Origin of the sequence: Acinetobacter sp. YK3, assembly GCF_001729365.1 — a bacterium.
GTDB lineage: Bacteria > Pseudomonadota > Gammaproteobacteria > Pseudomonadales > Moraxellaceae > Acinetobacter > Acinetobacter vivianii.
Window position 1 is genome coordinate 70,923 of record NZ_LZPJ01000001.1, and the last position, 13,877, is coordinate 84,799.

Consider the following 13,877-nt stretch of genomic DNA (forward strand, 5'->3'; position numbering starts at 1 on the left):
CCTGACTGCTACTGGCAATAAGAGATGTCAATGTAAATCGCTGTGTTAAGCCTGAATTTTGATCTGTTCTGGCATTGTTTCTGTGGTAACAACGCTTGGCTTTTTCTTTGGCTTAATCTGGGTAAAACTTAGTTCTTTATCGAAAACAGGACCTTTACGAAGTCGTTCAACATCGAATTTATAATCTTGTTTTACAATCCATGGGCCTTGTGTACCTGCCATTGGAAATTGTGCGATGCTTCGTTGAATGTAGCCTGAGTTCAGGTCTACAAATGGAATGCGTTTCATGCTTTTATCACTGATGACGGGTGTGAATGTGGCGTACTTATTTTCATCCATGTAATCCAGTAATCTACAGAAGTGTTTCCAGACCAGATCAACTTTTAAGGTCCATGCCAGATTGGTGTAGCCGAATGCGAAAGCAAAATTGGGAATGTCGGATAACATCATTGATTTGAAAATCGTGGTCTCTGGATAAACTATTTTTTTCCCGTCCACAATCAATTGTGTCTTGCTAAATGCGACCGCATTAAGGCCTGTAGCGGTCACAATGATATCGGCTTCCAGCGTTTTTCCTGATTTAAGTAAAATGCCTTCTTTGCTAAAACGCTCAATATGATCGGTGACGACAGATGCTTTACCCGCAGAAATCGCTTTGAACATATCGCCATCGGGGACAACACATAAACGTTCATCCCACGGATTGTATTTCGGTGAAAAATGAGTGGCGACATCAAAGTCTTTTGGTAGATTTCGTTGTACATCCGAGATTAAAAAGCGACGCATCAGCTTTGGAAAGCGACGACTTAAATTGTAGACGCCCCGTGTCAAGGCAATATTTTTGCGGCGGATGAGATCGAAAGCACGTTGTGGTGAGAGAATACCATTGAGAGTATTCGCGATTGCATCTGTACTTGGCGCTGCCATGACATAGCTTGGTGATCTCTGGAGCATGGTAATATGCCCGACCTTGTCAGCCATCGCAGGAATTAAGGTCACGGCTGTCGCACCACTACCAATCACCACAACCTTTTTGCCAGAATAATCAAGGTCTTCTGGCCAGTGTTGAGGGTGAATAATGAGTCCTTGAAATTCCTCCGCTCCCTTAAACTCAGGTGTATAGCCATTATCATAGTCATAATAACCTGTACTCATCAGTAAGAAGCGGGAGCGGAAAGTAGTTAAAGCTTTCTGATCTTTACGCTTCACTTTTACTGTCCAAAGACCTTCAGAAGATGAGAATTCAGCACTAGTCATATAATGGCCAAAGTGAATGTGAGATTCGATGTTGTTCTCAGTGATCGTTTCTTTTAAATAATTACAGATCATTTGAGCACTGCCAAAAACCCTTTTATTGGTCCACGGTTTAAAGCCAAATGCAAAAGACTGCATATCTGAATCTGAACGAATGCCCGGGTAACGGAACAGGCTCCATGTGCCTCCAATTTCGTCGCGGCCTTCGAGCAAAGTGAATGTGGTATTCGGTCTATATTTTTTTAGATGGTATGCTGCGCTAATACCTGAGATCCCTGCGCCGATAATTAAAACATCAGTAATAGCAATTTGGTCTGATGTACTCATATCTTTTTCCTCTTCACACAATTTTAATAAATTGAGCATCAGTTAGATTTCCTAAGATGATGATTTTTATAATCTTCATTTTTCCTGATGAACAAAGTCCTTGATCCAGTCCACTTTCACTTCGATTTAAATCGAGTGAAGTCTAGGCATGTGAATATTATTAAGCCAATAATTACACACTGTCAATGACTGTGTGTAATTATTGCAATATTGTCTTTCGGGTTAAGAGAGAATAAAGAGAAAGGGGAAATTGGATCGAATTAAGCTACTGAATTTTATAATTTATATTTTATTTTTTTAATTAGTCGTTTTTCTGATTTTAAGCGGATAGAGGGAACGCACAATGGTACAAAGACTTGTCGAAAGATTTATTAGTACCTACAATGACACCATGCCAATAGGAAATGGGACCATATGACAACTTCTCGCCGTAGACCTAAACATGATCCAAAAGAATCTGAGCGAGAAATATTAGAGGCTGCTGAACAGTTTTTAAATGAACATCATTTTCGTGACCTCAATATTGATGAGGTCATGCGCCGTACAGGTTTAAAACGCCCAGCTTTTTATGTCCATTTCCGTGATAAACATGATCTTACACTTCGTCTTGTTGAGAATATTGCCAGAGAATTATTTAATATCACGGAACGGTGGTTGGCAGGAAATAATCTCCAAGACGATCTAGAGCGTGCCTTGGTCGACTCTATAAATGTCTATATACAACATGGTCGTTTATTAAGAGCCTTTGTTGAAGCAGCAAGTGGAGATGAACGCGTTGATAGCGTTTATCGAGCAATAATTCAAGACTTTATCAAGGCGGCTGCTCAACACATAAGAGCAGAACAGCAGGCAGGAAATATTAAAAAAAATTTAGATATCGACGAAACAGCGAAAGCGCTGATATGGCTGGAAGAGCGTTATCTTTCCGAAGCATTCGGACGTTCATCTCCTGTAGAACCTGAGGTTGTGATTCGTGTACTTCGAAATATCTGGACTTCAACGCTTTATGAGAATAAATAAAACACCAGCTACAGTTTAAACATTTTTAATTGAAAATATTTTATTTATGAATGGCTTGTATTAAAGATAAAAAGTCAGAGTAGCAATTTTCCTACATAAATTACACATAGTCATTGACACTTTGTAATTTATTTATCAGTATATTCTTTATCCATTTCATCTGGTCTTCATGATGGTAAATGGATAAGGAAATATCTCATCATTTGTGTGATTGAACAAAAAATTATAATTTTCAGGATGAATTTAATAATGGAAAAATCTGTATGCAAGGAGAGTGTGGGCTTCTCTAGATTATTCTCGAAAACTAGAGAAGTAACTCGAAATAATGGTTTGAATGGTTCATTTCCTAAGATCTATCGGTTCGGATTAGCTCCTATTATGTGCGGCATAATCGGTGTGCTGATCAGTGATCATACTCAGGCTTCCGCACTTGATCAGTCTGGTCAGTCGATACTGCCATTTTTAGAAAATGGTCATTATTTTGAAGCGAATGCATTTGCTGTCGATGCTTCAGTTTCTGGTGTCGTGCATGATCGTCCAAATCTTGTGCGTGCGAATCAAAGCCGTGATACAGGTGATATTGGGCAAAATGTGCAATTTTATACAGCTGCATTGAAGTTACAACTAACTGATCAGTTTAGTTTCGGCCTGCTTTATGACCAACCATTTGCGGCAAAAACTGCATATCCACTTCGTCCCAACAATAGCTATTCAGATAATGATTTTAGTCAGGAAGGTACATCCGTAAATGTGGAAAGTCAGGATTTAAGTTTCATTTTTGGATATTCACCTTTTAAGAACTTCCAGATTTATGGTGGGCCTGTTTATCAGGAGGTTAAAGGAAAAGCGTCTTTCCGAGGCATGGCGTATACCGAGGCTTTTAATGGTTACGAGGCGAATTTTAAAGAAAAAGGAGAGCTGGGCTGGCTGGCTGGGGTGAGCTATCAAATTCCAGAGATTGCATTGAAAGCGGCAGTCACTTATCGCTCCAAAATCAAATATAAATTTCAGGTCGATGAAAGTATATTTGGCGAACCTTTGCAGTATGTCAAAGCCGCAAAAACGACAATCGAAACCCCTCAATCCGTCAATATCGATTTTCAAACTGGAGTTGCTGAAAACACAATTGCCTATATGAATTTGAGATGGGTGAATTGGAAAGATTTTAATATCCGCCCGACCCAATACAACGCACTTACCGCGGATTATCTGGATGAGCTTACGGGAGGTGCATACAAGGAAGGCATTGATTTAGATTCGTATCAAAAGGATCAATATAATGTAACCCTAGGAATAGGCCATCAATTTACAGAAAAATGGAGTTTTGCCACCGATGTCGGCTGGGATTCTGGAACAGGTAATCCTGCTTCTACGCTGGGGCCAATGAAGGGATCATGGTCAATGGGACTTGGTGCACAATTCAATCCTGCTCAAAATTATTTTATCGCCGCTGGTGTTAAATATTACTGGTTAGGTGATGCCAAGTCCGAAGATGGTGCCTACTATTTACCTATCGATGGAATTAAAGAAATGGCAGAACAGGCTGAGTTTAAAAACAATCATGCTATCGCTTATGGACTCAAAATTGGCTATCACTTCTAAGTCATTTGATGAAAGTAATTGTGAATGATAGAGACCGATAGCTGACTCAGCTTCACATTTTTATAAAGAGCAGCAAAGTAATGAAATTTCCCCAATACTTTGCTGCTTTCATTCAATCGTTGGGCGATTCCTATTGGCTATGCCAACCCCCACCTAACGCCCGAATCAGATCTACACTGGCAATCATTCGACTACCATGAAGCTGCGCAGCCAATTGTTCCTGTTGCAAGATATTCCGATCAGAATCAATTACATCAAGATAGCTAATGCGGCCTTCACGATAACGCAAATGTGAAAGCTGATTGGCATGTCGGGATGAAGCCAGGGCTTGGCCCTGAGCCTGTATTTGCTGATCCAGAATACGTTGATCAGACAAGCCATTTTCAACTTCACGAAAAGCATTCAGCACCGTTTGCCGATAATTGGCGACACTTTGCTCGTAGCCTGCACGCGCTTGAGCGATACCCGCCTTACGTTGCCCACCGTCAAATAGCGGTAAAGACAAAATTGTGCCTGCAACGGGGCCGAGTAAAAAAGTCCGACTCGACCATTTGCCTAAATCTCCTAAACTTGCAGATTCGTAACCCAACGCACCAGTGAGATCAAGTTTTGGGAAAAAGGCAGCACGTGCAATACCGATTCGGGCGTTATCGGCTGCCATCGCACGTTCTGCGGCAGCAATGTCAGGACGACGTTCAAGCAGCGTCGACGGTAAACCCGCAGGCAGGCGAATCGCAGCCGCAGACAAGGGTTGAATCGCTAAGCTGAAATTAGCAGGGGGTTTACCAAGTAATACCGCCAATGCGTGTTCGGTACTGGCTCGACTCCGTGCAATGCTGAGCGCATTGGTCTGTGCGGTAGAGAGTTCCGTTTGTGCGCGAGAAACGTCCAGATCACTGACCAAGCCATTGCGATAACGTGCTTGGATCAAATTTTGATTCTCAGTCAGTAATTTGATGTTTTGCGCATAAATGGCCTGTTCGGCATCGAATTGACGAATTAGAAAATAAGCTTGGGCAACATCGGCTTGCAGTGCTAACAATGCGGAATGATACAAGGCTTCCTGTTGTTGTACATCAGCCGTGGTTGCATTGACACTACTGGCAATCCGTCCAAACAAATCCAGTTCATAGGAGACATTGGCTTGTGCTCGCCACAGTGTACGTGCTGATGTCGGTGCATCTGCATCGAGTCCTAACGAAGCGGGTGAGGGCTTTTGACGGGTCGGGCCAAAACCTGCGCCGATGCTAGGTAAACGTTCAGCTTGTGCAGCAGATCTCAAGGCGCGTGATGCCTGAATATTGGTTGATGCCGCTTTTAGATTCTGGTTCCCCGCAATTGCCTGTTGTTCCAGATCATTCAGTTGTGGATCATTAAAAATCAGCCACCATTCACCACGAGATTGTGCATCAGCAGGTTGGGCAATGCTCCAGTTAGGATCATCCAGTTTGGCATCCGCTTCTTTAAATTGCAGTGGAATAATCACCTTGGCCGGCTGATATTCAGGTGCCAATGAGCAGCCTGCAAGCAGCAGGCTTCCCATGAGCGAGGAGAATATCCAGTGTGGTTTGAATCCTGTCATATCCTACTCCTTAGTGATCATGTGAACTGTGCAATGGTGCTTCATGCACCGCTGCCGAATGCAGTTTATGTTTGCTGTTCAGGGTACGAATCAACACATAGAAGGCAGGGGTCAGGAATAAACCAAAGAAGGTGACCCCAATCATGCCAAAGAATACGGCAACGCCCATGGCATGGCGCATTTCAGCACCTGCGCCTGTTGATGTGACCAGTGGAACTACACCCATAATGAAGGCGATTGAAGTCATCAGAATCGGACGCAAACGTAAACGGCTAGCTTCTACCGCAGCATTGAATGCAGTCGCGCCTTGCATTTCTAGTTCTCGGGCAAATTCGACAATCAAAATGGCATTCTTACAGGCCAGCCCGACCAGTACCATCAAGCCAATCTGGGTAAAGATGTTGTTATCTCCACCTGTGAGCCAAACGCCTGTCAGTGCAGCCAAGATGCCCATCGGTACAATCAGGATCACAGCCAATGGTAAAGTGAGGCTTTCATATTGTGCCGCTAAGACCAAGAATACCAACAGCACACTGATCGGGAAGACCCACAATCCTGCATTACCTGCCAAGATCTTTTGATAGGTCAGGTCAGTCCATTCAAATTTCACCCCACGCGGTAAGGTTTCAGCTGCTATTCGTTCAACTGCGGCTTCGGCTTGGCTTGATGAGTAACCCGGTGCAGGACCACCGTTAATATCCGCTGCGGTATAGCCGTTGTAGCGCACCACCATTTCTGGGCCATAGGTTTCAGTGACATTGACCAGAGAAGATAGCGGCACCATTTGTCCAGCATTGTTACGGGTTTTGAGCTGTAAAATATCTTCAGGATTGGCACGGAACGGTGCATCGGCTTGGGCACGTACCTGATAGACACGACCAAAGCGGTTAAAGTCATTCACATATTGTGAACCGAGATAAATCTGCATGGTGCTAAATACATCGGTCACCGCAACGCCTTGTTGTTTGGCTTTGACCCGATCCAGATCAACATTCAGTTGTGGCACATTGATTTGATAGCTAGAGAACATCGGCCCCAATTCAGGTGCAGATTGTGCCGCTTTCATAAAGGATTGTGCTGCATTATTCAATTCGGCATAGCCTAAAGCACCACGATCTTCGAGCTGGAGTTTAAAGCCGCCCATGGTGCCGAGACCCATCACGGGTGGTGGTGGGAAGACCGCAATATAAGCATCTTGAATCGCTGAGTATTTCTGATTTAAAGCACCTGCAATGGCATTGGCAGAAAGATCCGCTGCTTTACGTTCAGCGAAAGGTTTTAAGGTGACAAAGACAATCCCTGCACTGGAACTGTTGGTAAAACCATTAATCGATAAACCTGGGAAGGCTACCGCACTTTCTACACCTGGTTGTTTTAGCGCGGCATCACTCATTTTACGGATCACATTTTCGGTTCGATCCAGTGAAGCACCATTGGGTAATTGGGCAAAGCTAATCAGGTACTGCTTATCTTGTGCAGGGACAAAGCCACCCGGAACGATATAAGAAATACCAATGGTCAGGCCAAGCAGGGCTGCATATACGCCCATGGCTGAGGCTTTATGGGAAATGACCCGATTCACCCCTCGACCATATTGATCCGAGGCACGTGAGAACACACGGTTAAACAGTGCGAAGAAGCGTCCGAAGACTCGGTTCATCACGCGGGTCAAAAAGTCAGGTTTAGCATCATGTCCTTTGAGCAACATGGCTGCTAAAGCAGGAGATAGAGTGAGTGAGTTAAATGCCGAAATCACGGTAGAGATGGCAATGGTCATGGCGAATTGCTTATAGAATTGCCCGGTTAAGCCCGTCATAAAGGCGAGGGGGACAAACACGGCAACCAGTGTCAACGCAATCGCGATAATCGGTCCACTGACTTCACGCATGGCACGATAGGTGGCATCCCTTGGACTGAGTCCTGCTTCAATATTCCGCTCGACATTCTCCACCACCACGATGGCATCATCGACCACAATCCCGATGGCGAGTACCATTCCGAACAGTGACAATGCATTGATGGAATAGCCAAAAGCCAGCATTAAGGCGAAGGTACCAATGATTGAAACAGGCACTGCCAGTAACGGAATAATTGAAGCACGCCATGTTTGTAAGAACAGGATCACCACGACAACCACCAGTGCAATCGCTTCAAGCAGAGTATGAATCACCGCTTTGATACTTGAGCGTACAAATTGGGTTGGGTCGTAAACGATGTCGTATTTAATCGAAGATGGAAAATCTTTGGACAGTTCCGCCATGGTGCTACGCACTTGGTCAGAGACCTGTAAGGCATTGGCACCCGGTGCTTGGAAAATTGGAATCGCAACGGCCTGTTTATTGTCCAGCAATGAACGTAAACCATATTGCGAAGCGGCAAGCTCAACACGGGCGACATCACCGAGTCGAGTCACTGCACCATCCGCAGCGGTTTTTAAAACAATATCGGCAAATTCCTGTTCAGTGCTTAAACGGCCTTGTGCATTCACCGAGAGCTGTAAAGGTGAATTGTTTGGCGCAGCACCGATGGTTCCAGCAGCAACCTGAATATTCTGTTCACGAATGGCATTGACAATTTCAGTGGCTGTCAGATTACGTTGTGCCACTTTTTGTGGATCCAACCATACGCGCATGGCGTAATCACCCGAACCAAACAGGCCGACTTCACCCACACCTTGTAAGCGTGCCAGACGGTCTTTGACATTGAGTACGGCATAGTTACGCAAGTAGGTCATGTCATAGCGATTGTCTGGTGAGGTGAGATGCACCACCATGGTCAAGGTTGGTGAACTTTTTATCGTGGTTACACCTAGGCGTTGTACATCCTCGGGTAAACGAGGCAAAGCCTGAGAAACCCGATTCTGGACCAGTTGTTGTGCTTTATCTGGATCAATCCCAAGCTTGAAATTGACGGTAATGGTTAAGTTACCATCGCTGTTGGCTTGAGACTGCATATACAACATGTTCTCTACGCCGTTAATGGATTCTTCCAACGGAGATGCAACAGTTTCAGCGATCACTTTAGGGTTGGCACCCGGATATTGCGCACGCACCACCACAGAGGGCGGCACTACTTCTGGATATTCAGAAATCGGCAACTTGAAAACAGAGAGTAAGCCCGCCAGTAGAATCAGGACGGACAGCACCCCAGCAAAGATCGGACGATCAATAAAAAACTTAGAAATATTCATGAGGATTAACCTTTTGCCGAAGTTGAGGTTTTTTCTGTAGGCTGAGGTTGTTGTGCAGTGTTATTGGCAGTGATTTGAGGATTTGGCATAGCAATGAGGTGAGGTTTGACAGGATCACCCGGTCGGATGCGTTGTAAACCATTCACCACAATGCGGTCACCCACTTGCAGGCCGCTATTGATGATTTGCAAGCCATCTTGTTGAGCACCCAATTTAACTTCGCGATAAGCGGTTTGATTTTTCGCATCGACAATGACCACAAAACGTTTGTCCTGATCAACACCAATCGCCGTTGGGCTAATCAGAATGGCTGCGCGAGGTTGTCCACCACCCAAGCGAATGCGTGCATAGAGTCCTGGTAGCATCACGCCTTTGGGATTATCAAACGTCGCACGTACGCGGATCGTGCCTGAAGTGGTATTTAAATTGTTATCGATCGAACTGATATAACCTTCACGGCTAAAACCAGATTCATTGGCAAGACCGAGATAAACAGGGACTTGGGCTGAATTCCGTTGATTGCTGATATATTTCAGATAGGTTTGTTCATCTACATCAAAAGATGCGTAAAGGCGAGAAACGGAAACCAGACTGGTCAGCACCTGTGCGCCATTACCAGCGGAAACCACATTACCGACCGTGACTTCTGCACGGGAAATGCGACCACTGACAGGTGCGGTAATACGGGTGTATTCCAGATTTAAACGGGCGGTTTCGACTGCGGCTTTGGCAGCTTGCAAGTTGGCATTGGCCGAACGCGCTTCATTTTCCGCTTGATCAAGTTCTTGATGGGCAATCGCATTGCTCTGGATTAAACGCTGGTTTCGGCCCAAGTTTGCGGAGCTATAGGTGACTTGCGCTTGTGCTGAAGCCAATTGTGCTTTGGCCCGATTCAATTCTGCTTCAAAAGGACGTGGGTCAATGGTGAACAGCAAATCGCCTTTATTCACTAAACTGCCATCTTTAAAATGGACTGCAATCAGTTTGCCTGAAACTTGAGGGCGGACATCGACTTGATCAATCGCTTCAAGACGTCCTGAATATTCTTGCCAGTCAGTTATGGTTTGGCTCACGACGCTGGCAACATCTACGGTTGCGGCAGGTGGTGAACTTGCTGTTGGGGTCGCTTTGGCATCTGCATTTTCTTGGAAGAGAATAAAACTGCCACCTGTTGCGAAAATGGCAATAATGACAGCAGACAGCGTCAGCTGTTTGCGGGAAAGTGACATGGGATGCTCCTGGTTATTTGAATCCCTGTTTTCAGACTTTTTGTTTTGGTCTGTATGGGAGAAACAGGTTTATGGAATGAAAGGAGCATAAAAGTTTGTCAATTACGAATAAATATACTAAATTTGATAACACTATTCGTATTTTTATAATAATTGATGTGTAAAAGCCAAAAAATGCATCAATGGGAGTGGGCCAGTGGATCTATTTCATGCAATGAAAGTCTTTAATAAAGTGGTTGAAACCAACAGCTTTAGTCTGGCTGCCGATAGTCTTGGATTACCGCGCGCATCGGTTACCACCACGATTCAGGCTTTAGAAAAACATTTACAAGTTCGCTTACTCAATCGAACCACGCGTAAACTCAGTCTAACCCCCGATGGTGCAGTGTATTATGACCGTACGCTCAGAATTTTGGCAGATGTCGAAGATATTGAGTCTTCTTTCCACGATGAGGAGCGAGGACCGCGAGGAAGATTACGTATTGATGTCCCAGTTTCAATTGGGCGTTTGATTTTAATTCCAAGGTTAAGAGAGTTTCATAACCGCTATCCCGATATTGATTTGGTGATCGGAATGAATGATCGCCCTGTGGATTTGGTCGGTGAGGCGGTGGATTGCGCGATTCGTGTCGGGGAGTTACAAGACTCCAGTTTAATTGCACGCCGTATCGGAACATTCCAGTGTGCAACAGCAGCATCGGCATGCTATTTAGAAAAATATGGTGAACCGAAAACACTTGAGGATTTGCAAAAAAATCATCAAGCCATTCATTTCTTTTCCAGCCGTACAGGGCGTAATTTTGACTGGGATTTTGTGGTCGATGACCTGATTCAAAGTGTCAGTGTCAATGGGCATGTGTCTGTTAATGATGGCGACGCTTATATTGATTTGGCCTTGCAAGGCTTTGGTCTAATTCAGGGCCCACGCTATATGTTGACCAATCATTTTGAGGCGGGAAGTTTAAAAGAAGTTTTGCCAAAATGGACACCTGCGCCGATGCCGATTTCGGTCGTTTATTTGCAAAGTCGACATTTATCGCAAAAGGTTCGGGTCTTTGTCGATTGGGTAGCGGAGCTGTTTGCTGGTTGTCCATTGCTTGGGGGTAGTGCGTTGCCGTTGGATCAAAAATGTGAATTTGCCTGTGACCAAAAAACCAATCATGAATATACGATTCGTACTTTGGTTGAACAGCATAATATTGCTGAGGCAAGGGCGTTAAAGACTTGATTCAATGAATTAAAGACAAAATATGCGATCAAGAGGCTTATATTTCTAATAAATAATAGAAATCAGTTAAATTTGTTTGTTTTTGTTGGTTAAATGATAATAATAATGATTCTTGTTTATTTGTTAAAATATTATGGACAGCCAGATCAGAAAAACTGCTTTAAATATTGCGATAAAGTCAATCTTAGTGTGGGGCGTTTTATCAAACAGTGCGCTTGCACAAGAACAGCTTTTGGCCAAGGAGTCATCTTCAATCTTACCTACAATAAAAGTTACTGCGGAAGAAGATGAAAAAACTGAAGGGAATAAAAGTTTTAAAGCGAACTCATCTCGAAGTTCATCCAAGCTTAAACTTTCTTTAAAAGAAACGCCTCAATCAGTCAGTGTGATTACACGAGAACAAATAGAACAGCGAAATCTAAATATTATCGATGATGTCCTTGCTGCTACACCTGGGGTAACAGTCACTAAAAATGATAGCGAGCGTTCAAATTATTTTGCGAGAGGTTATGCAATTACAAATCGACAAATCGATGGAATGCCAATAGGTGAAAATAGTCCACGTGTAGATAGTTTTTTCTTTGATCGTATTGAGGTTGTGAAGGGTGCGACGGGTTTAACAGGGAGTACAGGAAATCCTTCTGCAACCATTAATATGATTCGTAAGCGACCAGCTAAAGAACTGTCGGGTAATGTAGCAACTTCATTTAGCCGTTGGAATAAAATTCGTAATGAAGTTGACGTTTCGATTCCATTATCCACAGACGGGAGTGTAAGAAGCCGAGTGATGGCAGCCCGAACTGAGGGTGATTCATATATGGATTACTACTCTCTAGAAACTTTGGCTGCAATGGCAATGGTAGAAGCCGATATTACAGAAAAATTAACGGGTAGTGTTGGCTTCCAGTATCAAGATAATCAGCCTCGTGGTTCGACATGGGGAACAGTACCTTACTGGAATCAAGATGGTTCGCTTGCCAATTTACCAAGAAATTTTAGCTTGGCGAATAGCTGGAACACCATTAGTCAACGAGATAAAACAGCATTTGCCGATTTGACCTATAAATTTGATAATAATTGGACGATCAAGGCTGCTGCCGCGTATTCACTATCCAAAAGTTTTTGGTTGATGTCCTATGGCGGTTCTGGTTTCCCGAATCAAAATGATGGGACAGGAGTAGGAGTATGGTCAACAGTCTATCCAACATCAGAATCTAAAAAAACCAGTTTAGAGCTGTATGCGAGCGGTCCTTTTAAGTTATTTAATCGCGAACATGAACTTATTATTGGTGCTAATGGCTTTGACCGTTCTACAGATAGTCCTTCAGGTCAGCTCAATGGTTTGGCGAGTGGTCAATTGACGTGTACTAAAAAAGTGAATGATGTCACTTTACCTTCTAATAATATTGGTGATACATGCGTGATTAATGATTGGCGTACATGGGATGGCAATGCAACCATTAAACCAGATTATACCGTTACGCCAGCAACCCAAGATGCCAAACAACGTAATTATGGGGTATATAGCACTTTAAAACTCAATGTTACCGATGAATTAAAATTAATTGTAGGTGGACGCTATAGTGATTATTCAGCGACGAATGGAACGAAAAGTGATGTAAAAGCTGATGCATTTACGCCTTACTTTGGAGTGACATATGATCTTAATGATTTTATAACGGCCTATACCAGTTATACCGATATGTTTAATCCAAGTAGTCAAAAAGACCGTAATAATAGTTTCTTGGAGCCAGAAGTTGGTAAAAGTTATGAAGCAGGTTTGAAAGCAAGTTTGCTAGACAATCAATTGCTGGCAACAGCTGCTGCTTTTTGGTCTAAAAAATCGAATGTTGCTATACTTGATAGTGAAGCAGTCGCTGCGGGTATTAAAACAGATGATGGTGCTGACCCAATGAAAGCATCAGGTGAGGGGTTAAAAATTGAAGGTTTTGAACTCGAAGCTATTGGGCAGATCACACCTAATTGGAATATTACAGCTGGTTATACCTATGTAAACAGCATAAGTTCAGAACAAGTAAGCGCCTCAACCTCTATTCCCCAAAACTTAGCGAAGGTTTATACCAACTTTAAATTACCAGAAGATTTATGGGATGGTGCAAATAAGGTAAACGTAGGGTTTGGGGTAAATTGGCAAAGTGAAGTAAAGCGCAAATGGGGTGGAGCACCATCGAATACAGATGGTTTTATTCGACAAGAAGCATATTTTCTGGCAAACGCCAATATTGGCTATGAATTAAGTAAAGAACTGAGTGCTAATATTCAAGTTACTAATTTATTTGATAAAAAGTATTATCAGGAAATAGGGTTTTATAATGGTGTGTATTGGGGAGAACCACGTAATGTAACCTTATCTTTGCGAGCAAAATTCTAAATCATATATAAGAAAGGTGTAGGCGGGCCGCCAACTAAACAGTTCAGGTTTTA

General features: G+C 43.4%; 8 protein-coding genes. 4 read left to right on the forward strand and 4 right to left on the reverse strand.

Annotation, left to right across the window (positions count from 1 at the left end):
* Positions 1-45 precede the first annotated feature (45 nt).
* A complete protein-coding gene (locus A9Z07_RS00320) occupies positions 46-1,581 on the reverse strand; it encodes a flavin-containing monooxygenase (protein WP_171258929.1) in 1,536 nt (511 codons plus the stop codon).
* Between the two features lie 414 nt (positions 1,582-1,995).
* Between A9Z07_RS00320 and A9Z07_RS00325 the strand changes: the two genes are divergently transcribed.
* Both A9Z07_RS00325 and A9Z07_RS00330 read left to right on the forward strand, forming a co-directional pair.
* Positions 1,996-2,601: a TetR/AcrR family transcriptional regulator gene (locus tag A9Z07_RS00325; protein WP_004773542.1), complete on the forward strand. Its 606-nt coding sequence runs from the start codon at positions 1,996-1,998 to the stop codon at positions 2,599-2,601.
* 249 nt (positions 2,602-2,850) lie between these two features.
* Positions 2,851-4,203: a transporter gene (locus A9Z07_RS00330; protein ID WP_069576126.1), complete on the forward strand. Its 1,353-nt coding sequence runs from the start codon at positions 2,851-2,853 to the stop codon at positions 4,201-4,203.
* 130 nt (positions 4,204-4,333) lie between these two features.
* Here the strand turns inward: A9Z07_RS00330 and A9Z07_RS00335 are convergent, their stop codons facing one another.
* The 3 genes from A9Z07_RS00335 to A9Z07_RS00345 are packed head-to-tail and all read right to left on the reverse strand — an operon-like array spanning position 4,334 to position 10,204.
* Positions 4,334-5,785 carry an efflux transporter outer membrane subunit gene (locus A9Z07_RS00335; RefSeq protein WP_069576128.1) on the reverse strand — a complete coding sequence of 484 codons (1,452 nt, stop codon included), beginning with the start codon at positions 5,783-5,785 and terminating at the stop codon, positions 4,334-4,336.
* Between the two features lie 10 nt (positions 5,786-5,795).
* Entirely contained in the window at positions 5,796-8,975 is a 3,180-nt protein-coding gene (gene adeG, locus A9Z07_RS00340; protein WP_004773538.1) for a multidrug efflux RND transporter permease subunit AdeG, read from the reverse strand.
* A 5-nt stretch (positions 8,976-8,980) separates the two neighbouring features.
* The gene (locus A9Z07_RS00345; RefSeq protein ID WP_069576130.1) at positions 8,981-10,204 is read right to left on the reverse strand and encodes an efflux RND transporter periplasmic adaptor subunit; all 1,224 of its coding nucleotides are present in this window, start codon (positions 10,202-10,204) and stop codon (positions 8,981-8,983) included.
* A gap of 196 nt (positions 10,205-10,400) precedes the next feature.
* On the opposite strand from A9Z07_RS00345, the gene A9Z07_RS00350 reads away from it, so the two are divergent.
* On the forward strand, positions 10,401-11,432 hold the full coding sequence (locus A9Z07_RS00350) for a LysR family transcriptional regulator (protein ID WP_047428913.1): 1,032 nt from the start codon (positions 10,401-10,403) through the stop codon (positions 11,430-11,432).
* Between the two features lie 133 nt (positions 11,433-11,565).
* Positions 11,566-13,824, forward strand: a complete 2,259-nt coding sequence (locus A9Z07_RS00355; RefSeq protein WP_069576132.1) for a TonB-dependent siderophore receptor — start codon at positions 11,566-11,568, stop codon at positions 13,822-13,824.
* Positions 13,825-13,877 lie beyond the last annotated feature (53 nt).

Bases quoted from the DNA above. Each gene is read 5' to 3' on its own strand.
- A9Z07_RS00320 (WP_171258929.1), bottom strand. From the start codon at position 1,581: ATGAGTACATCAGACCAAATTGCTATTACTGATGTTTTAATTATCGGC.
- A9Z07_RS00325 (WP_004773542.1), top strand. From the start codon at position 1,996: ATGACAACTTCTCGCCGTAGACCTAAACATGATCCAAAAGAATCTGAG.
- A9Z07_RS00330 (WP_069576126.1), top strand. From the start codon at position 2,851: ATGGAAAAATCTGTATGCAAGGAGAGTGTGGGCTTCTCTAGATTATTC.
- A9Z07_RS00335 (WP_069576128.1), bottom strand. From the start codon at position 5,785: ATGACAGGATTCAAACCACACTGGATATTCTCCTCGCTCATGGGAAGC.
- adeG (WP_004773538.1), bottom strand. From the start codon at position 8,975: ATGAATATTTCTAAGTTTTTTATTGATCGTCCGATCTTTGCTGGGGTG.
- A9Z07_RS00345 (WP_069576130.1), bottom strand. From the start codon at position 10,204: ATGTCACTTTCCCGCAAACAGCTGACGCTGTCTGCTGTCATTATTGCC.
- A9Z07_RS00355 (WP_069576132.1), top strand. From the start codon at position 11,566: ATGGACAGCCAGATCAGAAAAACTGCTTTAAATATTGCGATAAAGTCA.